The organism is Kribbella sp. NPDC051587 (assembly GCF_044453945.1).
Taxonomy (GTDB): domain Bacteria; phylum Actinomycetota; class Actinomycetes; order Propionibacteriales; family Kribbellaceae; genus Kribbella.
This window is the reverse complement of the sequence record NZ_JBITDE010000001.1, coordinates 760,501-786,446: the sequence shown is the minus strand read 5'-3', so window position 1 is coordinate 786,446 and position 25,946 is coordinate 760,501. Positions and strand designations below refer to the sequence as shown.

At 67.9% G+C, this 25,946-nt stretch carries 27 protein-coding genes; 19 read left to right on the top strand and 8 right to left on the bottom strand.

From position 1 onward, the window contains the following. Window positions 1–9 precede the first annotated feature (9 nt). Window positions 10–1,512 (top strand): CoA-acylating methylmalonate-semialdehyde dehydrogenase, encoded by a 1,503-nt coding sequence (locus ACIA49_RS03855; RefSeq protein WP_396375563.1) that lies wholly within the window; start codon window positions 10–12, stop codon window positions 1,510–1,512. Between the two features lie 54 nt (window positions 1,513–1,566). On the opposite strand, the gene ACIA49_RS03850 is transcribed toward ACIA49_RS03855, so the two are convergent. Then, on the bottom strand, window positions 1,567–2,568 hold the full coding sequence (locus tag ACIA49_RS03850) for a Gfo/Idh/MocA family protein (RefSeq protein ID WP_396375562.1): 1,002 nt from the start codon (window positions 2,566–2,568) through the stop codon (window positions 1,567–1,569). A gap of 260 nt (window positions 2,569–2,828) precedes the next feature. Here ACIA49_RS03850 and ACIA49_RS03845 point away from each other — a divergent pair, with 260 nt between their 5' ends. The 8 genes from ACIA49_RS03845 to ACIA49_RS03810 all read left to right on the top strand — a co-directional run bounded on the left by ACIA49_RS03845 (window position 2,829) and on the right by ACIA49_RS03810 (window position 8,306). After that, a complete protein-coding gene (locus ACIA49_RS03845) occupies window positions 2,829–3,572 on the top strand; it encodes a GntR family transcriptional regulator (protein ID WP_396375561.1) in 744 nt (247 codons plus the stop codon). Between the two features lie 186 nt (window positions 3,573–3,758). Next, complete coding sequence (locus ACIA49_RS03840) at window positions 3,759–5,036, top strand: CpaF family protein (protein WP_396375560.1); 1,278 nt, start codon at window positions 3,759–3,761, stop codon at window positions 5,034–5,036. Next, on the top strand, window positions 5,036–5,896 hold the full coding sequence (locus ACIA49_RS03835) for a type II secretion system F family protein (RefSeq protein WP_396375559.1): 861 nt from the start codon (window positions 5,036–5,038) through the stop codon (window positions 5,894–5,896). The genes ACIA49_RS03840 and ACIA49_RS03835 overlap by 1 nt, the downstream gene beginning before the upstream one ends. Next, window positions 5,893–6,831, top strand: a complete 939-nt coding sequence (locus ACIA49_RS03830; RefSeq protein WP_396375557.1) for a type II secretion system F family protein — start codon at window positions 5,893–5,895, stop codon at window positions 6,829–6,831. Before ACIA49_RS03835 ends, ACIA49_RS03830 begins: the two co-directional genes overlap by 4 nt. Window positions 6,832–6,845: 14 nt before the next feature. Beyond that, window positions 6,846–7,040, top strand: coding sequence for a hypothetical protein (locus ACIA49_RS03825; protein WP_391546736.1), 195 nt, complete (start codon window positions 6,846–6,848; stop codon window positions 7,038–7,040). Beyond that, on the top strand, window positions 7,037–7,432 hold the full coding sequence (locus ACIA49_RS03820) for a TadE/TadG family type IV pilus assembly protein (RefSeq protein ID WP_396375556.1): 396 nt from the start codon (window positions 7,037–7,039) through the stop codon (window positions 7,430–7,432). The genes ACIA49_RS03825 and ACIA49_RS03820 overlap by 4 nt, the downstream gene beginning before the upstream one ends. Beyond that, a complete protein-coding gene (locus ACIA49_RS03815) occupies window positions 7,429–7,872 on the top strand; it encodes a hypothetical protein (protein WP_391546738.1) in 444 nt (147 codons plus the stop codon). Before ACIA49_RS03820 ends, ACIA49_RS03815 begins: the two co-directional genes overlap by 4 nt. Further along, window positions 7,869–8,306 carry a pilus assembly protein TadG-related protein gene (locus ACIA49_RS03810; RefSeq protein WP_396375555.1) on the top strand — a complete coding sequence of 146 codons (438 nt, stop codon included), beginning with the start codon at window positions 7,869–7,871 and terminating at the stop codon, window positions 8,304–8,306. The genes ACIA49_RS03815 and ACIA49_RS03810 overlap by 4 nt, the downstream gene beginning before the upstream one ends. Before the next feature lie 19 nt (window positions 8,307–8,325). Here ACIA49_RS03810 and ACIA49_RS03805 read toward each other — a convergent pair whose 3' ends face one another. Together ACIA49_RS03805 and ACIA49_RS03800 are read right to left on the bottom strand one after the other, a co-directional pair. Continuing rightward, the gene (locus tag ACIA49_RS03805) at window positions 8,326–9,819 is read right to left on the bottom strand and encodes an MFS transporter (protein ID WP_396375554.1); all 1,494 of its coding nucleotides are present in this window, start codon (window positions 9,817–9,819) and stop codon (window positions 8,326–8,328) included. Between the two features lie 103 nt (window positions 9,820–9,922). Beyond that, complete coding sequence (locus tag ACIA49_RS03800) at window positions 9,923–10,483, bottom strand: dihydrofolate reductase family protein (RefSeq protein WP_396375553.1); 561 nt, start codon at window positions 10,481–10,483, stop codon at window positions 9,923–9,925. 221 nt (window positions 10,484–10,704) lie between these two features. On the opposite strand from ACIA49_RS03800, the gene ACIA49_RS03795 reads away from it, so the two are divergent. From ACIA49_RS03795 to ACIA49_RS03775, 5 genes are all read left to right on the top strand, one after another. Continuing rightward, a complete protein-coding gene (locus ACIA49_RS03795; protein ID WP_396375552.1) occupies window positions 10,705–11,310 on the top strand; it encodes a DNA-binding response regulator in 606 nt (201 codons plus the stop codon). A 61-nt stretch (window positions 11,311–11,371) separates the two neighbouring features. Further along, entirely contained in the window at window positions 11,372–12,289 is a 918-nt protein-coding gene (locus ACIA49_RS03790; protein WP_396375551.1) for a hypothetical protein, read from the top strand. Further along, entirely contained in the window at window positions 12,286–13,419 is a 1,134-nt protein-coding gene (locus ACIA49_RS03785) for a sensor histidine kinase (RefSeq protein ID WP_396375550.1), read from the top strand. Before ACIA49_RS03790 ends, ACIA49_RS03785 begins: the two co-directional genes overlap by 4 nt. A 51-nt stretch (window positions 13,420–13,470) precedes the next feature. Next, window positions 13,471–14,265, top strand: coding sequence for an SDR family NAD(P)-dependent oxidoreductase (locus ACIA49_RS03780; RefSeq protein WP_396375549.1), 795 nt, complete (start codon window positions 13,471–13,473; stop codon window positions 14,263–14,265). Between the two features lie 95 nt (window positions 14,266–14,360). After that, entirely contained in the window at window positions 14,361–15,647 is a 1,287-nt protein-coding gene (locus tag ACIA49_RS03775; RefSeq protein WP_396375548.1) for a carbohydrate-binding protein, read from the top strand. Here the strand turns inward: ACIA49_RS03775 and ACIA49_RS03770 are convergent. After that, window positions 15,644–16,444 carry an SDR family oxidoreductase gene (locus tag ACIA49_RS03770; protein WP_396375547.1) on the bottom strand — a complete coding sequence of 267 codons (801 nt, stop codon included), beginning with the start codon at window positions 16,442–16,444 and terminating at the stop codon, window positions 15,644–15,646. The two genes, ACIA49_RS03775 and ACIA49_RS03770, sit on opposite strands and share 4 nt — an antisense overlap. 70 nt (window positions 16,445–16,514) lie before the next feature. On the opposite strand from ACIA49_RS03770, the gene ACIA49_RS03765 reads away from it, so the two are divergent. The 3 genes from ACIA49_RS03765 to ACIA49_RS03755 are packed head-to-tail and all read left to right on the top strand — an operon-like array spanning window position 16,515 to window position 19,038. Further along, window positions 16,515–17,132: a TetR/AcrR family transcriptional regulator gene (locus ACIA49_RS03765; RefSeq protein ID WP_396375546.1), complete on the top strand. Its 618-nt coding sequence runs from the start codon at window positions 16,515–16,517 to the stop codon at window positions 17,130–17,132. 18 nt (window positions 17,133–17,150) lie between these two features. Next, window positions 17,151–18,272 (top strand): peptide chain release factor 2, encoded by a 1,122-nt coding sequence (gene prfB, locus ACIA49_RS03760; RefSeq protein WP_396375545.1) that lies wholly within the window; start codon window positions 17,151–17,153, stop codon window positions 18,270–18,272. Beyond that, window positions 18,256–19,038, top strand: coding sequence for a pentapeptide repeat-containing protein (locus tag ACIA49_RS03755; RefSeq protein ID WP_396375544.1), 783 nt, complete (start codon window positions 18,256–18,258; stop codon window positions 19,036–19,038). The genes prfB and ACIA49_RS03755 overlap by 17 nt, the downstream gene beginning before the upstream one ends. Here the strand turns inward: ACIA49_RS03755 and ACIA49_RS03750 are convergent. Next, window positions 19,016–20,446, bottom strand: a complete 1,431-nt coding sequence (locus ACIA49_RS03750; RefSeq protein ID WP_396375543.1) for an MFS transporter — start codon at window positions 20,444–20,446, stop codon at window positions 19,016–19,018. The genes ACIA49_RS03755 and ACIA49_RS03750 overlap by 23 nt on opposite strands. Window positions 20,447–20,548: 102 nt before the next feature. Between ACIA49_RS03750 and ACIA49_RS03745 the strand changes: the two genes are divergently transcribed. After that, complete coding sequence (locus ACIA49_RS03745) at window positions 20,549–21,451, top strand: helix-turn-helix transcriptional regulator (protein WP_396375542.1); 903 nt, start codon at window positions 20,549–20,551, stop codon at window positions 21,449–21,451. Here the strand turns inward: ACIA49_RS03745 and ACIA49_RS03740 are convergent. Both ACIA49_RS03740 and ACIA49_RS03735 read right to left on the bottom strand, forming a co-directional pair. Then, window positions 21,444–23,351 (bottom strand): cellulase family glycosylhydrolase, encoded by a 1,908-nt coding sequence (locus tag ACIA49_RS03740; RefSeq protein WP_396375541.1) that lies wholly within the window; start codon window positions 23,349–23,351, stop codon window positions 21,444–21,446. The genes ACIA49_RS03745 and ACIA49_RS03740 overlap by 8 nt on opposite strands. Before the next feature lie 133 nt (window positions 23,352–23,484). Further along, window positions 23,485–24,393, bottom strand: coding sequence for a LysR family transcriptional regulator (locus tag ACIA49_RS03735; RefSeq protein WP_396375540.1), 909 nt, complete (start codon window positions 24,391–24,393; stop codon window positions 23,485–23,487). Between the two features lie 73 nt (window positions 24,394–24,466). On the opposite strand from ACIA49_RS03735, the gene ACIA49_RS03730 reads away from it, so the two are divergent. Next, window positions 24,467–25,393 (top strand): EamA family transporter, encoded by a 927-nt coding sequence (locus ACIA49_RS03730; RefSeq protein WP_396375539.1) that lies wholly within the window; start codon window positions 24,467–24,469, stop codon window positions 25,391–25,393. Here the strand turns inward: ACIA49_RS03730 and ACIA49_RS03725 are convergent. After that, entirely contained in the window at window positions 25,305–25,937 is a 633-nt protein-coding gene (locus ACIA49_RS03725) for a flavin reductase family protein (RefSeq protein ID WP_396375538.1), read from the bottom strand. The genes ACIA49_RS03730 and ACIA49_RS03725 overlap by 89 nt on opposite strands. Between the last annotated feature and the right edge of the window lie 9 nt (window positions 25,938–25,946).

Genomic DNA, 25,946 nt, shown 5'->3' with positions numbered 1-25,946 from the left:
GAATTGGTTGTGAGTACTGAGATCAAGCGCATCACCCACCTGGTCGGCGGCAGCCCGTGGACCGGCGTCGCCGAGCGGACCAGCAAGGTCTACAACCCGGCCACCGGCGACGTCACCGGAGAGCTCGACCTGGCCTCGGCCGCGACCGTCGACGAGGTGGTGAAGGTCGCCCACGACGCGTCGAAGGCGTGGGGGCAGACCTCACTCACCAAGCGCACGCAGGTGCTGTTCGCCTACCGCGAGCTGGTGAACGAGCGCAAGGAGCAGATCGCCGCGCTGATCACGGCCGAGCACGGCAAGGTGCTGTCCGACGCCCTCGGCGAGGTCACCCGGGGTCTCGAGGTGATCGAGTTCGCCTGCGGTATCCCGCATCTGCTCAAGGGCGGTTTCAGCGAGGGCGTCTCGACCAAGGTCGACGTGTACTCGATCCGCCAGCCGCTCGGCGTCAGCGCGGTCATCTCGCCGTTCAACTTCCCGGCCATGGTGCCGATGTGGTTCGTCCCGCTGGCGGTTGCCTGCGGCAACAGTGTGGTCATCAAGCCGTCCGAGAAGGACCCGTCGGCGGCGAACGCGATGGCCGAGCTCTGGAAGGAGGCCGGCCTGCCGGACGGTGTGGTCAACGTGCTGCACGGCGACAAGGAGGCCGTCGACCGGCTGCTCGAGCACCCGGACATCAAGTCGGTCTCGTTCGTCGGCTCGACGCCGATCGCGAAGTACGTCTACGAGAACGGCACCAGGAACGGCAAGCGGGTGCAGGCGCTCGGCGGCGCGAAGAACCACATGATCGTGCTGCCCGACGCCGACCTCGACCTGGCCGCCGATGCCGCGGTGAACGCCGGCTTCGGATCGGCCGGTGAGCGCTGTATGGCGATCTCGGCGCTGGTCGCGGTCGAGCCGATCGCCGACGAGCTGATCGCCAAGATCACCGAGCGGATGGGCAAGCTCAAGACCGGTGACGGTGCCCGCTCGGCCGACATGGGCCCGCTGGTCACCGGCCCGCACCGCGACAAGGTCTCCGGCTATGTGGCCGCCGGTGTCGACGCGGGCGCGGAGCTTGTCGTCGACGGTCGCGAGGGTGACTTCGACGGTGGTTCCGGCGGGTTCTGGCTCGGCCCGACCCTGTTCGACAAGGTCACCCCGGAGATGTCGATCTACACCGACGAGATCTTCGGCCCGGTGCTGTCGGTGCTGCGGCTCCCGTCGTACGACGCGGCCCTCGACCTGGTGAACTCCAACCCGTACGGCAACGGTACGGCGATCTTCACCAACGACGGCGGTGCCGCCCGGCGGTTCCAGAACGAGGTCGAGGTCGGCATGGTCGGGATCAACGTCCCGATCCCGGTCCCGATGGCGTACTACTCGTTCGGCGGCTGGAAGAACTCGCTGTTCGGCGACACCCACGCCCACGGCATGGACGGCGTGCACTTCTTCACCCGCACCAAGGTCGTCACCTCCCGTTGGCTCGACCCCAGCCACGGCGGCATCAACCTCGGCTTCCCCACCGGCGACTGACGCTGACATGGCAACGCCCCTGACCGATGCGGTCAGGGGCGCTCAGCGATGCCGTCAGCTTTCGAGCGTGGGACGGGGTAAGAGGCCGGCGGCGACGTAGGCCTCGTCGATGAGTTGCATGGTGGCGACCGCGTCGTCGGCGTCGGTCGGGAGGGCGGCGCCGTTGCGCAGATGGGCTGCGAAGGCTTCGAGCTGATAGGCGTACGACGACTTGCGGCCGAGGTGCTCGACCCAGTGGTCTTCCTTCGTGGTGACGATGACGCGGTCGTCGTTGTGGGGGAGCACGAAGCTCGGCGCGAAGGCCTCGCCGCGGGTACCGACGAGCTTGATGCTGAAGTCGAGAGTCTCCGCGCCCATGCTGGTCCGCACTGCGCCGGTGGCGCCGCTCGGGAACTCCAGGTCGGCGTTCAGCCACTCGTCGACCCCAGGCACTCGCTTGCGCTCGCCCGCGCGGGCGCTGACCAGGCGGGGTACACCGCCGGCCCAGGGGGCGATCGAGCGCTGGGCGTGCAGGGCGTAGCAGCCGACGTCCATCAACGCGCCGCCGGCCAGCGCCAGGGACCAGCGTGGGTCGTCGTCTGCCGGCGGAGGCATCACCATGGTCGTCTCCACGTGCTGCAGTTCGCCCAGCTCACCCTTGGCGAGCAGTTCGTGCAGTCGCCGCGTCACCGGGTGGAAGAGGTAGTGGAAGCCTTCCATGACGGTGACACCGCGCTCCGCGGCAGCGTCGCGCACCAACGCTGCCTCGGTTGCGTTGCTGGCCGACGGTTTCTCCGTCAGTACATGCTTGCCGGCGGCAATCGCCTTGAGGTTCCACGGGCCGTGAAGCGCGTTCGCCAGCGGGTTGTAGATCGCCTCGACCTCCGGGTCGGCGAGCACGTCGTCGTACGTCGGATGAACGCGTTCGACGCCGTGTTCGGCCGCGAAGGCCTCGGCCCGGTCCCGGTCCCGGGCGGCGACGGCGACCAGCCGGGCGCCGGTCAGCCGGGCCGGTTCGGCGATCGCCCGCCCGGCGATCCGGGCGGCGCCAAGGATCCCGATACGCAGGGGTTCCATGCTTCTCCTCATCTCAGCCGTCAAAATCTCAGCCGTACAGCAGCCAGCGCAGCCCCCGAGTGGGCCGGCGGATGATCCAGAAGGCGACATCCTCCCCCACGAACGCTCCGGCAGACATCCCCAGCCCGCCATCCGGACCCGGATCCGGGCACGTTCATCTCCCGTTCACGCCGCTGTGCACACGCTGGGTAATCGGAAGGGATCTGATCAAATCACCGTGGTGGGTCGACTGATCAGGGTGGAGGCTTCAGGATGTGCCCATGAGTACCGTGCAGGTCCAGGTTGATCGGAGCAGTCGGACGCCTTTGCATGTGCAATTGGCACAGCAGCTGGAGGCGGCGATCCAGGGTGGCGAGCTCCCGGTCGGGTCCCGGCTGAGCAACGAGGTGGACCTCGCGGAGGCCTACGGGTTGAGCCGGCCCACCGTGCGGCAGGCGATCGCCCGGCTGGTCGACCAGGGACTGCTGGTCCGCAAGCGCGGTGTCGGGACGCAGGTGGTCGGCAACTCCGGCCAGGTACGGCGTTCCCTCGAGCTCACCAGCCTGTACGACGACCTGGCCGCGGCGCACCGTAAGCCGGAGACCGAGGTGCTGCGGCTGGGAATCGCGCCCGCCACGCCAGAGGTCGCGACTGCTCTGCAATGTGAGGTGGGGGACCGCGTCCTGCGCCTGGAGCGCCTGCGCCGGGCAGATGGCGAACCGCTCGCCCTGATGCGTAACTGGCTGCCGCCGGACCTGCTGGAGACCGATCCGACCACGCTGGCCGAGCGTGGGCTCTACCAGTTGCTGCGCGCCGAGGGCGTTCGGCTGAAGGTGGCCCACCAGACCATCTCCGCCGTACCGGCGTCTCCGGAGCAGGCTCGACTGCTCGCCGAGGAGCCCGGGTATCCGCTGCTGGCCACCACCCGGATCACGTACGACGACCACGGTCAGCCGGTCGAATTCGGGTCGCACCTCTACCGCGCCAGCCGCTACTCCTTCGAGCACACCCTGATCCACCGCTGAGCCCCTTGCAACAAGGTGCAACTTTGTGGACTCCCAGCTGCGGCGTGGATACGCTCAGTGAACCTTTGGCGTGGCACGGTTATCCACAGGCGGCAGTGAGCGAGTGGCGCCGGGTGCCCCCGGGTTGAAAGGATGGTCGCGGATGGTGACCGTGGGGTCGCCTGACGGGACGCAACGGGGAGAGCGATGACAGCCGACAGACTTGCCGCGCGCCGGCCGGGCTGGGACGGCGCTGTGGAGCTTATCGACGCCCAGGTCCGCGACGTCGTCCGCCGCGAGGGCATCGACCCGCTCCGCGACCCGGCCGCCGTGAACGCGATCGTCGCCACGGTCGTCCGGGAGTACGACGAGCGCAGCCTGACCGGCGTGGTCCCGCCGATCGGTGACGTCGAGGCGGTCAGCCGCGAGGTCCACGACCGCGTCGCCGGGTTCGGGCCGCTGCAGCGCTATCTGGACGACCCGTCGGTCGAGGAGATCTGGATCAACGAGCCGAGCCGGGTGTTCATCGCCCGCGAGGGCCGGCACGAGTTGACCACGACGGTGCTGACGGAGGAAGAGGTCAGCGACCTGGTCGAGCGGATGCTGAAGACGACCGGCCGCCGGGTCGACGTCTCGCAGCCGTTCACCGACGCCCGCCTGCCCGACGGCAGCCGCGTGCACATCGTTCTCGGGGGAATCACCCAACGCTACGCAGCCATCAACATCCGGAAGTTCACCGTCCGCGCGACCCGGCTGAACGATCTCGTCCAGCTCGGTTCGATGACCCCGCACGCCGCCGCGGTCCTGGACGCGGCGGTGGCTTGTGGGCTGAACATCCTGGTCTCGGGCGGAACCCAGGCCGGCAAGACCACGATGCTGAACGCGCTGGCCGGGTCGATCCCCGCCAGCGAACGCGTGATCAGCTGTGAAGAGGTCTTCGAGATCAAGCTGCCGATCCCCGACTGGGTGTCGATGCAGACCCGGCAGTCCGGTCTGGAGGGTACCGGCGAGGTTCGGCTGCGTGACCTGGTCAAGGAGTCGCTGCGGATGCGGCCGTCCCGGGTCATCGTCGGCGAGGTGCGGGGCGAGGAGTGCCTGGATCTCTTGCTGGCTTTGAACTCTGGCTTGCCTGGCATGTGCACGATCCACGCGAACTCGGCGCGCGAAGCGCTGACCAAGATGTGCACGCTGCCGCTGTTGGCCGGCGAGAACATCGGCTCCCGGTTCGTGCTGCCGACAGTGGCGGGTTGTGTCGACCTCGTCGTCCACCTGGGGATCGCTGCCGATGGACGCCGTCGGGTGCGGGAGATTCTCGCGGTGAGCGGGCGGATCGAGGAGCAGGCGATCGAGACCGAGACGCTGTTCGGCACCATCGACGGGCGGTTGCGGCGGGCCGAAGGGCATCTGCCGCATCCCGAGCGGTTCCAGCAGGCCGGGTACAACGTGTCCGGTCTGCTCACCGAGTTGCCGCAGGGTGCCGGCTGATGGGGCTGCTGCTCGGACTGTTCTTCGGGGTCGGCGTGCTGCTGATCATCGCGACGTTCGTGGCGCCGGCCGAGGTCCGCGCAGCGAAGGACGGCCGCCTGATCACGCGGAGCCGGGACTTGCTGGCCAGCGCCGGCGTCGAGGGCGTGACCCCGGCAGCGTTCATCGGTGCCTGTTTGATCACCGGCCTGATCGGGCTCGTGGTGATGTTCGCGGTCTCCGGTGCCTGGCCGGTCGGCGTGGTGTTCGGCGTGATGGCTGGTGGTGCGCCGATCGCGTTGGTGCGGAGTCGCGCCCGGCGAAGGCTGGCCGAGTTTCGTGAGCTCTGGCCGGATGTCGTGGACAACATCGCGTCCGCCGTTCGGGCCGGTCTGTCGTTGTCGGAGGCACTGGCCCAAGTCGGCGAGCGCGGTCCGCTGCCGTTGCGCGAACCGTTCCGGCGGTTCGGCGCCGACTACGCGTCGACCGGACGGTTCGCGGAATCGCTGGACCGCTTGAAGGCCCGGCTCGCCGACCCGGTCGGTGACCGCGTCGTGGAGGCGTTGCGGATCGCGCGCGAGGTCGGTGGTGGTGACCTCGGCCGGCTGCTGCGTTCCCTGTCGACGTTCCTGCGCGACGACGCCCGGACCAGGTCGGAGCTCGAGTCGCGCCAGTCGTGGGCGGTCAACGGCGCCCGGGTCGCGGTCGCGGCACCGTGGCTCGTGCTGGCGATGCTGTCCTTCCAGGGCGACGTGATCCAGCGCTACAACTCACCGGTCGGTGCGATCGTCATCGGCGTCGGCGCGGTGATCTGCGTCTTCGCCTACCGGCTGATGTTGCGGATCGGCCGGCTGCCCGAGCCCGAGCGGGTGCTGCGATGACTCCCTGGATGCTTGGCGGCCTGCTCGGTGCGATGTTCGGCGCCGGCCTGCTCATCGCCGTACGACGGATGCCGTTCCTGCGCAAACCCGCGCCGGACGACCGGATCGCGCCGTACCTGCGGGATATCGACGGCTCCGAGGTGTTCCTCGGGGCGACCGCGTCGAACTCGCCGTTCTACGCGATCATCAGGCTGTTCGGGCCCTCGCTGCGGGCCGGCGCCCGGCGGCTGGAGCGGATCCTCGGCGGGGCGAACTCGATCCGTCGCCGGTTGGCCCGCGCCGGGCTGGAGCGGACGGTCGAGGAGTTCCGGATCGAGCAGTTGTTGTGGGGGACCGCGGCCTTCGGCGTCGGGCTGGTCGGCGCGCTGATCGCGGTGGCGGCCGGGATCGGTAACCCGATCGGATTGCTCGTTCTCTGCGCGGTGCTCGGCGTGATCGGAGTGCTTGCCCGCGACACCTATCTCAGCACCCAGGTCCGCAACCGCGAGCGCAGGTTGCTCACCGAACTGCCCACGGTCGCGGAGTTGCTGGCCTTGTCGGTCGCCGCCGGCGAAGGCCCGGCCGCCGCGCTCGACCGGGTCGCACGCTCGTGCCGGGGCGATCTCGCCGACGAGCTGAAGCGAGTGCTCGCCGAGACCCGGGCCGGCGACACCCTGGTCAAGGCGCTGGACGCGTTGGCGGAGCGAACCGGCCTGCTGGCCTTGTCCCGCTTCGCCGACGGACTGGCGGTCGCGCTCGAACGCGGTACGCCGCTGGCCGACGTACTGCGGGCGCAGGCCGGTGATATTCGTGAGGCCGGTCGGCGGGAGCTGATCGAGTCGGGTGCGCGGCGTGAGGTCGCCATGATGGTTCCGGTGATCTTCCTGATCCTGCCGGTCACCATCGCTTTCGCCTTCTACCCGGGCGCTGTCGGAATCCGGCTGATCGCCGGATGAATCGAGGAGAGGTCATGTCCCCACTGATGACGAGACTGTACGTGGCGTTGCTGACGCCGCGGCCCGCGCGGAAGGAGCGCGGCGATGTCCCGGGCTGGGTGCTCATCACGGTGATGACGGCCGGCCTGGTCGTCGCGATCTGGGCGGTCGCGGGTCCGCAGCTGGCCCAGATGCTGAAGAACGCTCTGGACTCCGTCTCCAACAAGTGAAGCTGGTACGCCGGCCGAGGGGCGACCGTGGATCCGCGGTCGTGGACTTCGTGCTGGTCTCGATGCTTGTGGTGCCGTTGTTCCTGGGCATCCTCCAGGTCGGCCTCTACCTGTATGTCCGCAACACCGTGACCGCCGCGGCCTCCGAGGGCGCCCACTACGCCGCCGTACTGAACAGGTCGCCCGGCGACGGGCAGGCGCGGACGCGGGAGCTGATCAGCGGCGTGGTGAACGAGCGACTGGTCGACTCGGTCGAGGCGAGCGCGACCGAGGTCGACGGCCAGCCGGGGGTCGAGGTCGTCGTCCAGGCACACATGCCGTCGCTCGGGCTCTGGGGACCGTCGGTCGACTTCAGCGTCGCCGGTCATGCGGTCAAGGAGACCGGCGAATGACGAAGGACGAACGCGGAAGCGCGGTCGTCGAGTTCTCCTGGCTCGCGTTGCTGCTAATGGTTCCGCTGATCTATGTGATGCTCGGCGTCTTCGACGTCCAACGAGCCTCGTACGGCGCGACCGCGGCGACCCGGGCGGCCGGGCGAGCGTTCATCATCGTGCCGGCGGGCCTGTCCGAGGACGAGGCCCGCGAACGAGCCTTCGAGGCGGCCCGCCTGGCGATGCAGGACCAGGGGATGGAGTTGTCGCCCGGCCAGCTCACGATCAGTTGCAATCCTGCTTGCCTGCAGCCCGGTTCGACGGTGACCGTCACGCTGAACACGAGCGTCCCGCTGCCGCTGATCCCCGACGCGCTCGGGGGCGAGCCACCCGCCGTACAGATCAGTTCTTCGCACACCGAGCCGTACGGCGACTACCGCGAGGCGAAGGGCGACGGATGAGCCGCCCTCGCCGAAAGCGTGATGAACAGGGCCAGATCACCGTGCTCATCATCGGCTTCACCTTCGTGATCCTGCTGATGATCGTGGTGGTGACCGACATCTCCAAGGTGTTCCTGGTCCGGCGCGACCTGGATGCCACCGCCGACGGCGCCGTCCTGGCCGCCGCCAACGGGCTGGCCGCGATCTACACCCAGCCCGCCGCGGACGGCAATGCCGAGGTCGATCCCGACCAGGCCCGCCGGCTGACCGCCGAGTACCTCGATCAGGTTGCCGCGAGCAACCGTTTCGACGGTCTCGACTGGTCCGCCGACGTCACCGGTGCGACGGTCACCGTGCAGCTCACGTCGTCCGTCGACCTGCCGTTCCAGCCGCCCGGCTTCCCGGGTTCGGCCGATATCGCTACGGAAGCGTCGGCCGTCGTACCGATTCGCTGACGGGTCCCGTTCGAAACGACTACTTCGTCCGGCGTGCGGGAAGTACGTACAGGACCAGGACGACCAGCATGAGAACGACGGCGAAGAGCCCGACCGAGTGATAGCCGTTGACGAAGGAGGTCTTGACCTGCCCGAGGAGGACACCGTCGGATCGGTTGGCTGCCTGCTCGAAGCCGTCGACCCAGGAACCTTCCGCATGGCCGGCGCGGCTGGACAGTTGAGCGCGGTAGACGACGGTGGCGAGACTGCCGAGGATCACCAGGCCGGTCGCGATGCCGATCTCGTTGGCCGTCTGCGCCAGTGAGGCCGCCGAACCGGCGCGCTCCTGCGGTGCGTGCGAAATGATGTCGTTCATCAGGAACGGGAAGGCGCCGCCGATTCCGGCCGTCGTGAGGACGGCGCCGAGAATGGCCACCGCGATACCGGCCGGGCCTTCCGGAATCAAGGCGAACGGTACGAATCCCGCGGCCATCATCACCAGTCCGCCGATGACGATCTGCTTCGGCGGGAACCGGTGGCCGAGCCAGGGACCGAGGTTCGAGGCGACGATCATCGCGATCGTCGAGGGGATCAGGCAGAGCGCTGCGGTCAGCGGCTCCAGCTCCCGCACCGACTGCAGGTAGAAGCCGGCGAAGATCGACGAACCGCCCATCAGGAGTGCCGTCAGGAACAGCACCCACATGGCGCGGGCGACTCCGGGCCGGCGCAGCAGCGACAGATCGACCAACGGGTTCTCGAGGCTGTGCTGCCGCCGGACGAAGATGACGCCGAGGACGAGGCCGACCACGCCGAGACCGATGACCTTCCACAGTTCGGTGCCGTTGACCGCCCACTTGAGCGTGGCGACGAGGCTGAGGATCGAGACCAGGCAGAGCGCGGCACTGCGCAGATCGAGCGGGGTGTCCGGCTGCGGCTGCGATTCCGGCAGCAGCCGGGGAGCGGCGATCAGCGTCAGCACCATCACCGGTACGCCGAGCAGGAACACCGAGCCCCACCACCAGTACTGCAGCATCACGCCGCCGACGAGCGGTGCGACCGCCATCCCGCCGAGGAAGCAGGTCATGTAGGCACCCATGGCCGACACGCGGGCCTTCGGGTCCGGGAAGATCTGGCCGATCAGCGCCATTGACGCCGGCATGATCGCCGCACCGGCCAGGCCCATCACCGCACGGGTCGCGATGAGCATCCAGGGCGCGGTCGAGAACGCCGCGACGGCCGAGGCCAGCGCGAACACGGCCGCACAGATCACGATCAGCCGGCGGCGCCCGATCCGGTCGCCGATCGCGCCCATCGTGATCATCGTGCCGCCGACCATGAACCCGTAGATGTCGTTCATCCACAGCAGCTCGCTCGGCGACGGCTGCAGGTCGGCGGACATCCGGGGCAGCGCCACACCGAGCACGCTGATGTCGATCGCGATCAGCAGCGAGGGCAGGGCCAGCAACGCCAGCGCGAGCCGCGGGCTGCGAGTCCGCTCCCGCCGTTCGGTGGGCTCCGTGATGGAGGTCGTCATGGTGTTTCCTCTCGGGTGGACCGTTTCCGTGTTCACCCATGCGTCGGATCAGTAGCCCGGTTTTTGACATCCCCCGGAGCATTTTTTTTGGAGGAGGTGGCGGTCAGGCCGGTCGGTACTGCGAGACCACGACCTGACCGTCGAGAACCGCGGTGTCCACAAGCCGGAGGCCGCGGCGCTGGTCAGGGTGGGCGAAGAGCGGGCGGCCGCCGCCGAGAACGACCGGATGGACGGCGATGTGGAACTCGTCGATCAGTCCGAGCTCGGCCAGTTTCCCGGCGAGCGCCGAGCCGCCGGTGAGCAGCAGGTCACCGCCTGGTGCGGCCTTCAGCTTGCCGACCTCGGCCGCCAGATCGCCGCTCACGACCTGGCTCGTCCAGTCGTCACCCGGGTAGCTGTGCGAGAACACGATCTTCGGCGTCGCCCGCCAGAACGGAGCGAACGACGCGACGTGCGGATCTTCGGTCATGGACTCGGCGTTCGGCCAGAAGCCGACCATCATCTCCCAGACCGGGCGGCCGAACAGCAGCGTGTCCACGCCCTTGTCCAGGCCCTCCGAGTACGCCGACAGTTCGGGCCCCATCACCGGCCAGTCGAACTCACCGTTCGGGCCGTCGATGAACCCGTCGACCGAAATGTGAACCCAGTAGCTGATCTTGCGCATGATGCTTCTCCTTCGTTGTGGTCACCCCTCGGTCGGAGCGGACCGCGGCCTTTTGACATCAGGTTCCAGTCTTCGTGGACCGTGGCTGTCCGGGACAGATGCTGATGTGGTCACTTGCCGATGACAAACGTCATCGGTGGACCGGTGATGTGGTGATCTACAGCGGGTCGCTCCCGGCCGGAGATACTGTGCAGACACCGGAGCGGAGCGGGGGAGTGCGCGTGATCAAGGTCCTGATCGCCGAGGACATGCACATGATCCGCGGTGCCCTGGTCGCCTTGCTGGCCCTGGAGGACGACATGACCGTCGTGGCCGAACTGGAGCGTGGCGACCAGATCGTCCCGGCCGCGCTGCGGACCGAGCCCGATGTGGCGGTGGTCGACATCGACCTGCCTGGTCTCGACGGTCTGTCCGCGGCGGAGCAACTGCTCACCCAGGTCCCGCAGTGCCGCACGGTCGTGCTGACGGGCCTGGCTCAGCCCGGCAATCTGTTGCGGGCGCTGCAGGCGCACGTCCGCGGTTTCATCGTCAAGGACGCTCCCGCCCAGACATTGGCCGACGGGATCCGGCGGGTCCATGCAGGCGAGCGGGTGATCGATCCGGATCTGGTCGCGGCGGCTCTGGAGACCGGTAGCAGCCCGCTCACCCCGCGCGAGGCCGACGTACTGCGGGTTGCGGAGACCGGAGTGCCCACCGAGCAGATCGCCGCCACGCTCTCGCTGTCCTCGGCGACCGTGCGCAACTACCTGTCCAATGCGATCAGCAAGGTCGGTGCGCACAACCGCATCGATGCGATCCGGATCTCTCGCAATGCCGGCTGGCTCTAGCCGTCCGGACGGGCAGGACGCCGCGTCGGACCGGACACTCCGACTGGTCACATTTGCACCTGTGGTGGTCGTGCTCGCGCTCGCCGGTCCACAGTTGGCGCTGACGGCAGCCAACGCCACCCGGTCGGGACCAGTCGTGCACTCCGCCTTGCTGATGTCGGGCCTCCTGGTGATCTCCCTGCACCACGTCTGGCATGCGGCCCACGGTCTGCATGCGCCCGGGGCGCTGTGGTCGCTCGGTGCGATGGCGGTGGTCATCGCGGTCGGCGTACCGGTGGCCGGGCCGCAGTGGGTCACGACGTTCGCCTATCTGCTCGCGTCGGCCGTGCTCGTCCTGCCCAGGAGGGCTGCTGTGCTCGCGGGCGTGGTGATCCTGGTGGCGCTGGTGCCGATAAGCCTCTTACCGGGGCCGCGGCCCAACCCGGTGTGGATGATGATCGTGGTGGTCGAGCGGGCCGGTGCCATCGTCGTACCGGTCTGGCTGGCGGGTGCGCTCCGAAGCCTGCGGGCGGCGCGTGCGGAGCTTGCAGTCCGGGCAGTGCTGCGGGAACGGGGCCGCATCGACGATGAACTGTCCCGCACCGTCGGTGAGTCCCTGTCGGCGATCGCGGCTGCCGGTGCAGAGGCCGGTACGGCGGTCGCCACCGATCCTGAGGTCGCCGCGACGAAACTGACCGGCCTGGTGGAGCAGTCCCGGCGGACGCTGGCTGACGCGCGGTTGCTGGTTCGTGGCTACCAACATGTGGGCCTGCGGGCTGAGCTGGAGACCGCTGTCACGCTGCTGACCGCCGCGGGCATGTCTGCGCGCTTGGTGCTGCCACGCGACCTGCCGGACAGCGAGCCTGTACTGCGGTCAGAGTTGCGTGCAGCGGTGGAAGAGCTGCTGCGAAGGCCGATGCCGGCGTGCGTGATCACCGTGCGGACTACGCGCGACGGCCACCGGCTCGTGGTCGAGGAGAGCACGGAGGTGAGCCGATGAACGAACCCGTCCCACCGGTAGTGCAACGTGCGATGTGGTGGGTGGCCGGTCTGCATTTCGCCCTGCTCGCTCTCGCGCCAAGCATCGTGCTGACCCAGGGTGGCGGTCCGCGTTCCGCCGCCGAACGATTCCTCGCGGTGGTTGCCAGTCTGCTGATGGCAGCGCTGCACCTGCGGCACATCTGGGCGGCGATGCGCGGAGGACGGCCGCGCGGCTGGCGCTGGACCCTTGTCGTTCAGATGATCATCGCCTTCGTGCCCGCGCTCTGGCTGGGGGCCGATGTCGGCAGCAGCCAGATCGTGGTGGCCGCGGGCGCGATGATCCTGGCGCGTGACCGCAGGTTCCCGGCCCTCGGCGTGGGGCTCCTGGCCACGACGATAGTGCTGCACGCCTACCTCGTGCATGACTCCCCGCACCTCAACGTGGCGCTTGAGGTCGCGTACTACGCCACCGTGAGCGTGATCTTCGCCTGTGTGTTGTACGGAACCGTTCGCCTGGTGCAGGTCGTCGACGAGCTGTACCGGACCCGGATCGAGCTTGCCGAACTCGCCGTCGACCGAGAAAGGATCGCCGTCTCCAGGGATCTGCACGACCTGCTCGGCCAGAGCTTGTCGGCGATCTCCTTGAAGGGTGATCTCGCTGTTCGGCTGCTGCGCCGCGACCCGGCCCGGGCGTACGACGAGATCGCCAGCTTGACCGAGCTTGCCCGCTCGGCCCGGCGGGACATCCGGGCGATCACCTTCGGCGCCCACCAGGTGAGCCTTCCGGACGAGATCGCCGCGGCCGAGCGGTTGCTGGCGGCCGCCGGCGTCCGGACCCTCATCGACCTCGGCCCGGCCGGACCGGAGCTCCCGGACGAGCTCCGGCAGATGCTGGCCCGCACCGTTCGGGAGGGCACCACCAACCTGCTGCGGCACAGCGAGGCCACGATCTGCGAAGTCACGGTCCGGCGCGATGCTCAGTCCGTCTCGCTGGAGATGACCAACGACGGAGTCCGGCAACTGTCGGCGAGCGGCGGCACTGGGCTGACCGGACTCAGCGATCGGGCCCGCGATCTCGGTGGGTCGGCCGTTGCGCGACCTGTCGACGGCGACCGCTTCCGTCTGCTTGTGACGCTGCCGCTGCGCTGAGTCGGCGCGGTCATCCGGGTTCCTCCGGTACGGCGTGGGCACCATGGGGAGATGCAGATCGATCTGAGTGGACGGAAGGCCCTGATCTCCGGATCGAGTCAGGGGATCGGGCTCGCGATCGCCACCCAACTGGCCCGGGCCGGAGCGGCGGTCGTGGTCAACGGGCGAACGGCCGACAAGACGGAAGCAGCGGCGGATCAGGTACGGAACGACGTACCGGGTGCTGAGGTGACCGCGGTAGCGGCTGACCTTGCGTCGGGTGAAGGTGCTGAGCACCTGCAGGCCGAGGTTCCGGACCTGGACATCCTGGTCAACAATCTCGGGATCTTCGGCGCCAAGCCGGTGCTCGAGGTGGATGACGACGAGTGGCGGCACTACTTCGAGGTGAACGTGCTGTCCGCCATCCGCCTGATCCGGCTGTACCTGCCGGGGATGACCGAGCGCGGTCACGGGCGGGTGCTCAACATCGCGAGCGACTCGGCGATCGTGACGCCGGTCGAGATGGTGCACTACGGCGTGACGAAGACGGCGCTGCTGGCGGTGACCCGCGGCTACGCGAAGGCCGCGGCCGGTACCGGCGTCACGGTCAACTCGGTGATCGCGGGCCCGACCCACACGCCCGGCGTCGAGGACTTCGTGCACGAGCTGGTCGGCGACGACCAGGAGTGGGACGACGCGCAGCGCCAGTTCATGCGCGAGCACCGCCCGTACTCCTTGATCCAGCGCCTGATCGAGCCGCCGGAGATCGGCAACCTGGTCGTCTACCTCAGCTCCGACCTGGCCTCGGCCACCACCGGCGGCGCCGTTCGCGTCGACGGCGGCTACGTCGACTCGATCCTGCCCTGAACCTTCGTGGCGGGTTTCCGACATGTCGTGGCGATCCGAGGAGTAGCGCCTTACGGTAAACGAAAGGTCGCTACATATCTGAATGAGGAGCTGCCATGAAACGACGGGTCGGCGTTGTTCTCGCGAGTGCTTTCGCCGCGGGGCTCCTCTTCGCCACGGCCGGGCTGGTCGCTCAGGCCGGCGGAACGTCGGTGCAAGCAGCCTGTACGGCGCCCGCTTGGGCTGAGGGAGTTGCCTACGCTGCGGGCGCGAAGGTGAGCTACCAGAGCCGGACGTACCAAGCCCGCTCGGCGCACACCGCGCCGCCCGGATCCGGCTGGAACCCGGTCGCCGCCCCGTCACTCTGGCTCGACCTCGGCGCGTGTGACAGCGCGCCGCCCACCGATCCGCCGACCACGCCTCCCACCACCCCGCCGCCCGGCGGTGCGACCTGCGCGGTGAAGTCCCGCCCAGCCGGCAAGGTGCTGCACGGCTACTGGGAGAACTGGGACGGCTCCTCGAACGGCGTTCACCCGCCGTTCGGCTGGACGCCGATCACGGACAGCAGGATCAGCCAGCACGGCTACAACGTGATCAACGCAGCCTTCCCGGTGATCCTCTCCGACGGCACCGTGAAGTGGGAGGACGGCATGGACGCGACCGTGAAGGTCGCCACTCCGGCCGAGATGTGCGCGGCGAAGGCGGCCGGCCAAACCATCCTGATGTCGATCGGTGGCGCGGCCGCCGGGATCGACCTGAGCTCGTCCGCTGTCGCCGACCGCTTCGTAGCGACCGTCGTACCGATCCTGAAGCAGTACAACTTCGACGGCATCGACATCGACATCGAGACCGGCCTCACCGGAAGCGGCAACATCAACCAGCTCTCGACGTCACAGGCCAACCTGATCCGGATCATCGACGGAGTCCTGGCCCAGATGCCCTCGAACTTCGGGCTGACGATGGCTCCCGAGACGGCGTACGTGACCGGCGGCAGCGTGACCTACGGCTCGATCTGGGGTTCGTACCTACCCATCATCAAGAAGTACGCCGACAACGGCCGGCTGTGGTGGCTCAACATGCAGTACTACAACGGCAGCATGTACGGCTGCTCCGGTGACTCGTACTCCGCAGGCACTGTCCAAGGCTTCGTCGCCCAGACCACCTGCCTCAACAACGGCCTGACCATCCAAGGCGTCACCATCCGCGTCCCCTACGACAAGCAGGTCCCCGGCCTCCCCGCCCAGAACGGCGCTGGCGGCGGCTACATGTCCCCGTCCCTCGTCTCCCAGTCCTGGAACAGCTTCAACGGCCAGCTCAAGGGCCTGATGACCTGGTCCATCAACTGGGACGGCTCCAAGAACTGGACCTTCGGCGACAACGTCAAGGCGCTCCAGGGTCGTTAGCCGAACAGGCCTGGGTGGTCCGCCAGCCAGGTCTGCCAGGTGCGTGCGGTGTGACCTGTGAGGAGTTCGACGCCGGGCTCGATCGGGTGCGGTGAGCCGACGCGCGAGGCCCAGTAAGCAAGCAGGGTCTCGCGCTGACCTTCGTCGGGCATGCGCATCTCGGCGCGTGCCTCGTCAGGGGTGAGGTCGACGGCCTCGATCGGTACGCCGGTGCTCTCGGTGATGTGGGCGATTTGAGCGCGCCGGGTCATCGACTCGGGGCCGGTGAGTGGGTAGCCGCGGCCGTCGTGGCCGTTGGCCGGGCCGTCGAGCAGGACGCGAAGGGCGGCGTCTGCGATGTCCTGCTCGTGGATCGGCGCTTCCTCGGCGTCGATGTAGGGCAGGCGGATCTGGCCGGTCGCGCGGACCTGGTACGACCAGAACTTCGCGTTGCTCATGAAGGCGCCTGGCTGCAGGCGGGTGGTTGCGTACGAGCCGACGGTGACGGCCTGCTCGGCTTTGGCGTGCGGGTCCTGCGGACCGTCGAGCGCGGACAGCGAAGAGAGCAGTACGACCTGCTTCACGCCGGCCGCTTCGGCGGCGGCGACGAAGGCGCCCGGGGCGGAGCGGTCGGAGTACAGGAAGACCTGGGTGATGCCTTCGAGGGCAGGGGCCGGGTTGGTGGCGTCGTAGGCGACCGCGCCGGGGATGCCGGACGGGTCCTTGCTGCCGACGCGGACGTCCTGGCCGGCGGCGATCAGGCCGGTGGTGACGGCGCGGGCGATCGCGCCGCGACCGCCGGTGACGAGAATAGTCATTGGAAGAGCTCCAAAGATGTAGTGACTACAAGATTGGTCTCAGTAAAGCAGTGTGCTCTACGGTTGTCCAATGGAGCTTGGTCGGCGGGAACGCAAGAAGCAGCAGACGAAGGCTGCGATCTCGCAGGTCGCGACCGGGATGTTCCTCGAGCGCGGCTTCGACGCGGTGACCGTGGCCGAGGTCGCGCGGGCCGCGGACGTCGCCGTACAGACGGTCTTCAACCACTTCCCGACGAAGGAGGACCTGTTCTTCGACGAGGAGGGTTGGTGGCGCGGACCGGCGCGCGCGGTGCGGGAGTCGGCGGGTGATCCGCTGGAGGCGCTCGAGGCGCATTACCTGGCGTCGATCCGGGAGCGGCTCGAGGTCGGGCATCTGGCGACCTGGAAGCAGTTCGTCCGCACGATCGAGGGCAGCCCGGCGTTGCTGGCCCGGCGGCGGGTTCAGATCGACGAGCTGGTGCTGACGCTGGCGGAAGCTCTCGATGAGCGATCGGACGAGCGGCTGCGCAACCGCCTGCTCGCGGGTCAGTACGCCGCTGCTCAGGATGTGTTCGAGGAGGAGTTGATGCGGATCCTGCCGGATGACGCGTCGGCCGCCGAGCTGGTTCAGGCGCAGGAACAGCTGGAGCAAGTAGTGGCCGAGGTGTTCAGCATCCTCAGAAACGGTTTAACGGCCGCTAGGGGTTAGCGGGTACGCTGCATGGTTGTGGCTGGACTGGATTTTGATGCTGAGCTCAAGCAGCTCGACGCGACGCTGACCTCGATCGAGAAGGTGCTCGATCTCCCTGCCCTGCGCGCGGAGATCGCCGACCTGGGCGAGAAGGTCGCCGCGCCGGACCTGTGGGACGACCAGGCGAACGCGCAGAAGGTGACGTCCCGGCTGTCCAGCCTGCAGGCCGATCTGGAGCGCGTCACCGGGCTGCGGTCGCGGGTCGAGGACCTCGGCGTGCTGATCGAGCTCGCCCGCGAGGAGAACGACCCCGACAGCGTCGCCGAAGCGGAGAAGGAGCTCGGCGCGGTCGCGAAGGCGATCCAGTCGCTCGAGGTCCGCACACTGCTCTCCGGCGAGTACGACGAGCGCGAGGCGCTGGTCACGATCCGTTCCGGCGCCGGTGGTGTCGACGCGGCGGACTTCGCCGAGATGCTGCAGCGGATGTACCTGCGCTGGGCCGAGCGGCACGGATACCCGACCGAGGTCTACGACACGTCGTACGCGGAAGAGGCCGGGATCAAGTCGACCACGTTCGCCGTCAAGGCGCCGTACGTGTACGGAACGCTGAGCGTGGAGTCCGGGACGCACCGGCTGGTCCGGATCTCGCCGTTCGACAACCAGGGCCGCCGGCAGACGTCGTTCGCCGCGGTCGAGGTCGTCCCGGTGCTCGAGCAGACCGACGAGATCGACGTACCGGACGAAGACATCCGGATCGATGTCTACCGGTCGTCCGGTCCGGGTGGTCAGAGCGTCAACACGACCGACTCCGCGGTCCGGCTCACGCACATCCCGACCGGCACCGTCGTGACGTGTCAGAACGAGAAGTCCCAGCTGCAGAACAAGGCGTCGGCGATGGTCATCCTGAAGGCCAAGCTGCTCGCGCTGAAGAAGGCCGAGGAGCGGGCCCAGATCGACTCGCTGCGCGGTGACGTCCAGGGTTCGTGGGGCGACCAGATGCGGTCCTACGTCCTGCACCCGTACCAGATGGTGAAGGACCTCCGGACGCAGTACGAGTCCGGCAACACCTCGGGCGTCTTCGACGGCGAGATCGACGAGTTCGTCGAGGCCGGCATCCGCTGGCGCCGTACCGGCCAGACGGTTGCCGACCAAAACTGAGCTTAGAGCCGACTGCAGCAGCTGCTTCGGCCTCTGCTGCGTCGCGCTGACGTTCAGCAAGTCCGCCGACTTCGCGATCGACAAGCCGGCGGGCGAGGCGTGCCGGAATCTGGATGACGCGTTCCGGTGCCGGATCCACACCGAGCTGCGCTCGAAGGGCTTCCAGGGCTGCACGGTGTACGACTGCTTCGGCGCTGGCCAAGAGATCTCCCGCCGTGCAGGCAAGAGCTGGCGCGATCAGCCGGGGGCCGACATGTTCGCGGCCCTCCCGATCCTCCGCCAGTTGCACGAGCTGCTCTGGTATCTCACCGAAGCCCTTACCTACAAGGCGACCGCGCCTCTCCACGCCGACCTCCGTACGGCGTTCGCCCGCGTCGAGGAGGTCAGCCGTACGACGGACCTGGCCGCCGTCGACGTGATGGCCGAGCGATCCGTCGTCAACGAGCTGCTCCTCAAGACCAGCAAGCTCGTCCGCGGCAAACAACCCAAGTCCAAGGAACGCCGCGGCGCCGACCTGATGGGCAAGCGTCTCCGCGGCGCGGACCTGTCCAACGCCAACCTCCGCGGCGCCTACCTGATCGCCGCCGACCTGACGAACGCCAACCTCCGCCAGGCCGACCTGATCGGCGCCGACCTCCGCGACGCCAACCTCCGGGGCGCCGACCTCACCGGCGCCCTCTTCCTCACCCAGTCCCAAATCAACGCCGCCCACGGCGACACCGCGACGAAGCTCCCGCAAGCAGTCACTCGCCCTTCCCACTGGTAGTGCGGCGGAGCTGGTTGGTGACGGGTGCCATCAGAACGGCGATGACGGCCAGGCCGAGGGCTACGGCGGCTAGGGCGCCGCGGAAGCCCCAGGAGGTGGTGGTGAGGGAGAGGAAGACGGTGCCGACGGTGGCGGCGCCTAGGGCTAGGCAGGTTTGCTGGCTGGTGAGCAGGATGCCGCTGCCCAGGCCTGCTTGGGCTGGTGGGACCTGGCTGACGACGACGCCGATCATGGGGATCATGACGAGGCCGCTGCCGATGCCGACGATCAGCATGGGGAGGGCGAGTTTGAGGACGGTCACGTCCGGCCAGAGGGTGAGGGCCGTGATTGCCAGCAGTACGTAGCCGGCTGCGTTGATGATCCAGCCCACGATGACCATGGCGACGCCGTACCGGCGTTGGAGGGCGGGGCCCCAGATGCAGGTGATCAGGAAGCCGATGGCCAGTGGCAACAGACTCAGACCGCCTTCCAGGGCTGACATGTGAGCGCCTGCCTGGGTGGCGATGGCGAAGACGAACATGAAGCCGCCGAAGCTGGTGAAGAACCCGACCGCCATCAACAGGCCGATCCGCATCGCCCGATGCCGCAGTACCGAAGGCGGGATCAGTGGCGCGTGACCTGACCGCTCAGCCCAGTGCTGGTGCAGTGCGAGCAGACCTACAGCCGGTACGACGGCCGCCAGGCTGAGCCACGTCCAGAGCGGCCAGTGCAGTGCACGGCCCTCGGTGAGCGGCAGCAGCAGGAGTACGAGGGTGAGAGCGAGTAGTCCGGCCCCCACGAGGTCCACGCGATGCGCCTCGACCGCCTTGGTGTCCGGGACAGTGGCGGCGACCGCGATCAGCGCAACGAGCGCACCGAGCGCCAGTACGACGAACACCGAGCGCCAGCCGAGCCCGAACGGGTTCGCGTCGGTCAGGACGCCGCCGAGGATCTGGCCCAGTGCAGCCGAGATGCCGTTGGCAACGCCGAACAGGGCCATCCCGCGAGTACGGTGCTCACCGGTCATCAGGCTGGTGATGGACGCAAGCACCTGTGGCGTGACCGCAGCAGCCGACGCACCCTGGACGATCCGGGCGAGCAGCAGTACCGACACGGACGGTGCGATCGCGCAGACCAGTGAGGCGATGGCGAACCCGGTGAGACCGAGCAGCAACAGACGGCGGCGGCCGAAGCCGTCACCGAGCCGGCCTCCGACGACGAGCAGAGTCGCCGCCGCGATGCCGTAGGCGCCGACGACGAGCTGCAGTGACCCTGCGCTGGCGTGCAGGTTGGCACCGATCGCGGGGAGCGAGACGTTGACCATGAAGAACGAGAGCATCGGCAGCAGGGAGCCGAAGAGAAGTGCAGTGAGCGCCGCCGGTGCCAGCGAGGTCGCCGGCGGCCGGGTGGCGGTGAGTTGGGCAGTCATGAGTACCAGGCTGCGCGCGACTGGATCCTGGTGGTGAGAGCCTGGTTATCCTATTACCGACACCACCTGGCACCAGGCTGCGCGGCGAGGCACCATAAGACCATGACAGCCAGTCAGGACGCACGCCGACGGGAGTTGGGCCTCTTCCTGCGTACCCAGCGGGAGCGGATCCAGCCCGAGGAAGTCGGGTTCGCTCCGGGACTCAGACGCCGTACGCCGGGGTTGCGGCGCGAGGAGGTGGCACTGCTGGCCGGGGTCGGGGTCACCTGGTACACCTGGCTCGAGCAGGGCCGGGACATCAACGTCTCCGCGCAGGTGCTCGAGGCGGTCGCCAGGGCGTTGCACCTGGAGCGGCTCGAGAGCAACCACCTCTTCACCCTCGCCGGTCTGCGCGTGGGCCCGGCCACGGGGGAGTGCACGGCGCTGCCGCCGGCGGTACAGAGAACGCTGGACGCGGTCTCGCCGTACCCGGCGATCGTGATGAACGAGCGGTGGGACATCCTCGCGTTCAACGACGCCTACTGCCAGGTGGTGCTGGATCTGCGGGAGATCCCGATCGAGGAGCGCAACATGCTCTGGCTGAACTTCGTCTCCGACCAGTGGCACTGCCATTTCGTCGACGGTGAGTCGATCCGGCTGCACATGGTCGCCGCCTACCGCGCGGCCATGGCCAACCACCTCACCGAACCTCCGTGGCAGGAGCTGACCCAGGGACTGCTCGCCCGGTCGCCGGAGTTCGCGACCTACTGGGAGCGGTACGACGTCGCCGCGCCCAGCACCAGGGTGAAGCTTGTCGATCATCCCGAGGTGGGGCTGCTGCGGGTGGAGCCGGCGCTGCTGTGGATCACGCAGGGCGGTCAGTTCCGGGTGAACGTCTACACCGCGGCCGACGAGGACACCGAGGCCAAGTTCCGGATGCTGGTTCCCGCCGGCCGCGGGGCGGTGCGGCCGGCGGGTGCTCGCGTGAGCCCGGGACAAGGCCCACGCGAGCAGGTGTTCAGCTGACCGGGATGCCCGGGTTGGTCAGGCCGCGGCCGCCGGTGACGGTGTTGCTCCGGTCGATCGTGACCTTGCAGCTGGACGCGTTGTAGTTGGTGATGTTGAAGGCGTACCGGCCGTCACCAGTGGCGCCGGTGAGGTCGGACTTGTTGCCGCGGAACACCGTCCCGCAGCCCCAGCCGGACTGCTGGGTGTGCGTCTCGAACCCGTTGTTGGTGGTGTTCTTGCCGGTGTTGTTCTCGATGACATAGTTGTTGCCCTTGACATCGATCCAGCTGTCGTCGTAGTTCGCGCCGGTGAGGCCCTTGCCGTCGAAGGAGTTCCCGGCGACCCGGCCGCCGGTGGTGCCCTCCTTCAGGTCGACCGCCTCGCCGCCGACATCCGGTCCGATGACGTTGTCCAGGATCTGCACGTTGTCGGACTTGTCCGACGTACCGCCCGCACTCCCGACGTACACGCCCTCGCCCATGCCCCGGCCGTCGTTGCCGGTGTCGTAGATGCGCGAGTTCTTGATCACGCCGTACGTGCTGCTGTTCCGGAAGTGCACACCTTCCATGTCGAGCCCGTAGACGGTCACACCGTCGATCGTCACACGCGTGGCGGTGTCGATCATGATGCCCTTCTGGCCGCCGGTGATGCTGATGCCGTTGACGTTCCAGTAGCTGGCACCGTTCAGGTGCAGGCCGTACCCACCACTTGCCTTCAGTACGGCGTTCTTCGAGCCCGTCAGTGTGATCGGCGCGGACGACGTGCCCTTGACCGTCGTCTTGAAGTTGCCGGTATAGGTGCCGTCGGCAAGTTTGATGGTGTCACCGGGCTTGGCATCGGTCAGTGCGGTCTTGAGTTGGGCGGCGGTGCTGACGTTGATGGTCGCCTGCGGCTCGGCCTCGGGAGCGACTCCGCGGTTGCGGATCTTGTCCCGGATCCAGATGCCGGCCTCCTTGAGGTTCGCCGTACCGGTGAAGTTGTTGCCGGCGCAGGTCCCTTCCTTGAAGACGGCGCCGGAGCGCTCGTCGTCGGAGAAGTTCCAGTTCGTCCAGCCGATCTGCTTGCCGGCCAGGAAGTCCAGGTACTTCTTCGACCAGGTGAAGTCGTTCGCGCCCTCGCCCTCGTAGTTCTGGGTGCCGAACTCGGTGATGAAGAGCGGGATCTTCGTCGACGCCCGGGAGAGCGCGTCGAAGTACTCCTGGTGGTGGGACGCGGCGTAGAAGTGGAACGTGTACATGATGTTGGACGCGTTGATCGGGTTGTTCACCACGTCCTTCTCGTCGCTCTCCTCGGAGACCCCGAGGGACGACCAGCCCTTGGTGCCGACGAAGACGACGCCGTCCGGGTCGTTGGCGCGGATGGTCGGGATGACCTTCTCGGCGTACGACTTGATCTGCGCCCAGCTGACGCCGTTCGGCTCGTTGGCGATGTCGTAGATGATGTTGTTCTTGTTCTTGTGCCGGCTCGCGATCTCCGCGAAGAAGGTTTTCGCCTTCTCCGTATAGATGTTCGGGTCGCCGGGGGTGAGCTGGTGCCAGTCGACCAGCACGTACATGCCGCGCGTGGTGGCTTCCTCGATGTAGCCGTGCACGAGGTCGGTGAATTTGCGCGGATTGGTCTCGTAGCCGTCCTCGCCCTTGGCGACGTACATCGAGACCCGGAGGATGTCGGCCTTCCAGTCGGTGGCCAGAGCGTCCAGCGACGCGGTCTTGATGCAGTTGGCGTACCACTGGATGCCGTGCGTGCTCATGCCGCGCAGCTGCACGGGCTGGTTGTTCTGGTTGCAGAGCTTCAGACCACAGACGTGGAGCTGTCCGTTGCGGGAGACCGGGGTATCGGCTGCTGGTGCCGCACTGGTTGGGAGGGTGGGGAACAGGGCGGCCGCGGTGAGGAGAACTCCGGCCGTCAGGGAACGCATCATTGACTGCCTCCTGATACATGGGGGCGGGGAGGTAGTTACATAACTAATAGGAAAGTTTCCTGATAGTTCAACGGAACCTAATATCGGCGCGGAGCGTTGTCAACGGATCGCGCGATGTGATCAATTTCGATCACGCGGTGGCGCGTTCCGGCCAAGCCCGCTTGAGAAGTGAGAGCGTGACCACGATCGCCGGCCGGCGCGAAGTGACGTTCCGCCAGACGGCATAGACCCGTCGGCTGAGCTCCGGCTGGAGCGGTACGACGACCACTCCGTCGGGCAGCGGACCCCGGCCCAGCCGCGGGACCAGGCCGATGCCGATGCCCTGGGCAAGCATCGCGAGCTGGGTCTGGTACTCAGCCACTGAATAGGCGAAGTCCGGCTCGGCGCCCGCCCGGCGCATCGTGCGGACCAGCCACTCGTGACAGATGGATCCCGGCGGCTGGCAGATCCATCGCTCACCGATCAGATCCTCGGCGCGGACGGACTCCTTGCCTGCCAGGCGATGCGCTGCCGGCACCAGTACGTCGGCCGGGTCCGAACCGAGTTTCACCCGGGACAATCCCTCGGGCAGCGCGAGTGGTGTGTTGTGCCAGTCGTGCACGACCGCGACGTGGACCTCGCCACGGTTGACCGCGGCAACGGCTTCATAAGGGTCGGTCTCACTGACCCGTACGTCGAGCGCCGGGTGCTCGTCGATCAACCGGCTCAATGCCGTCGGCAACAACCCGCGCGCCGCGGTCGGGAACGCGGCGATCTGCAGCGTCCCGATCGCCTGCCCACGTTGCTCTTCCAGCGTCAGCTCGGCATCCTCGACCAGTTCGAGGATGCGTTCCGCCGTGGCCGCGAGCTGGAGCGCCGCGTCCGTGAGGACAATGCCACGACCTCGCCGCTCGACCAGCGTGGTCCGGGTCTCGCGCTCGAGTTTGGCCAGTTGCTGCGACACCGCACTCGGTGTGTAGCCAAGGACCTCGGCCGCCCGGTTGACCGAGCCGTACTGCGCGACGGCGTACAGGGCGCGGAGACGGCCCAGATCGATCATGTAGCACTCCTACATCGAGGGCGGTAGCAATCGGTGCTGGTCCTTAAGTCTAGTCCGGATCCAGACTGACTGCATGAAACCTCGTGACCTCCTGCTTGCCCTCGCCGTCGTGGTCGCCTGGGGCGTCAACTTCGTCGTGATCGAGGTCGGGCTGGAGGATTTCCCGCCACTGTTGTTCTCCGCTTTGCGCTTTCTTTTCGCCGCCGTACCGGCCATTTTCTTTCTCGGCCGGCCTCGGGTCGCGTGGCGTTATGTAATCGGGGTCGGGCTGGCGCTCGGCGTCGCGAAGTTCGGGCTGCTCTTCATTGCCATGGACCGCGGAGTTCCGGCCGGGCTGGCCTCCCTGGTGCTGCAAAGCCAGGTGATCTTCACCGTGATCTTCGCCATCACCGTGCTGCGGGAGCGACCGCGGCCGGCTCAGGTGGCCGGGATCGCGATCGCGTGTGGCGGGATGCTGCTGATCGTGTTCGACCACGGCCTGTCGGCGCCGCTCGGTGCGCTCGCGTTGGTGATCCTGGCAGGCGCTTGCTGGGGTGTCTCGAACACGATCACCCGGTACGCCAAGCCGCCGGACACGCTGCGGTTCATGGTCTGGGTGAGCGCGGTCGCCGTCGTACCGCTGACGCTGTTGTCGCTGCTCACCGAAGGACCGCGCGCCGACCTCGATGCCCTGCGGGGGATCGACGTCACCGGGGTTGGTGCGCTGGCGTACCTGGCCTTCGTCGCCACGCTGTTCGGCTTCGGTATCTGGGGCTACCTGCTCCGCCAGTACGACGCGAGCACCGTGGCGCCGTTCTCGCTGCTGGTACCGATCGTCGGGATGGCCGCGGCGTGGCTGCTGCGCGGTGAGACGGTCGGGCTCCAGCAGGCGATCGCGGCCGCGCTGGTGATCGGCGGGATGGCGTGCACGGTTATCCGGCGACGTTCAGTTTCGGCATCTCCCAGCCCCGAGCCAATGACGACTCGTACGCCGGAACTCCACCGGCAAAGTACTCGGTGAACTTCATGATCAGCGGGTCCCAGGCGAGTGGATCGATGTAGCGGTCGTTGCTCATCAGCAGGTCCTCCTCGACCTGGACCTGCTCGACCTTCATCGCCAGTGCACACAGGTGGTTGTCGGCAGCACCGATCTGATGGATGGCCTCGATCCGGCCCTCCATCGTGATCGGGCTCTCCGCGACCAGGTCCAGCCCGGTCAGCGCGCCCGTCGTACGGGAGAGTCCGGCGGCGGCGAACTTGTCCGGTTCGTAGCGGTAGCCGCGGGCGCGCTTGGCGTCCGACATCTCCTCCGAGCCGGTGAGCAGGGCGATCCGGTCCAGGGCCGCGACCATGGCCGGATCGACCAGGTTGAGGGCGATCTCCGGCCGGTCGACGAGGTTCTTGACGGTCTGCGCGCTCGTGCCCATCCCGAGCATGGCGTGGTACCCGAGCCACCAGGCGGAAGACATCGGGGCGAGATTGGTGGAGCCGTCCGGATTACGCGTGCTGATCAGGACAACCGGCGTACCGAAGTAGAGGACCTTGGGCTCGACTGTGCGCTTCATGCCCATGGA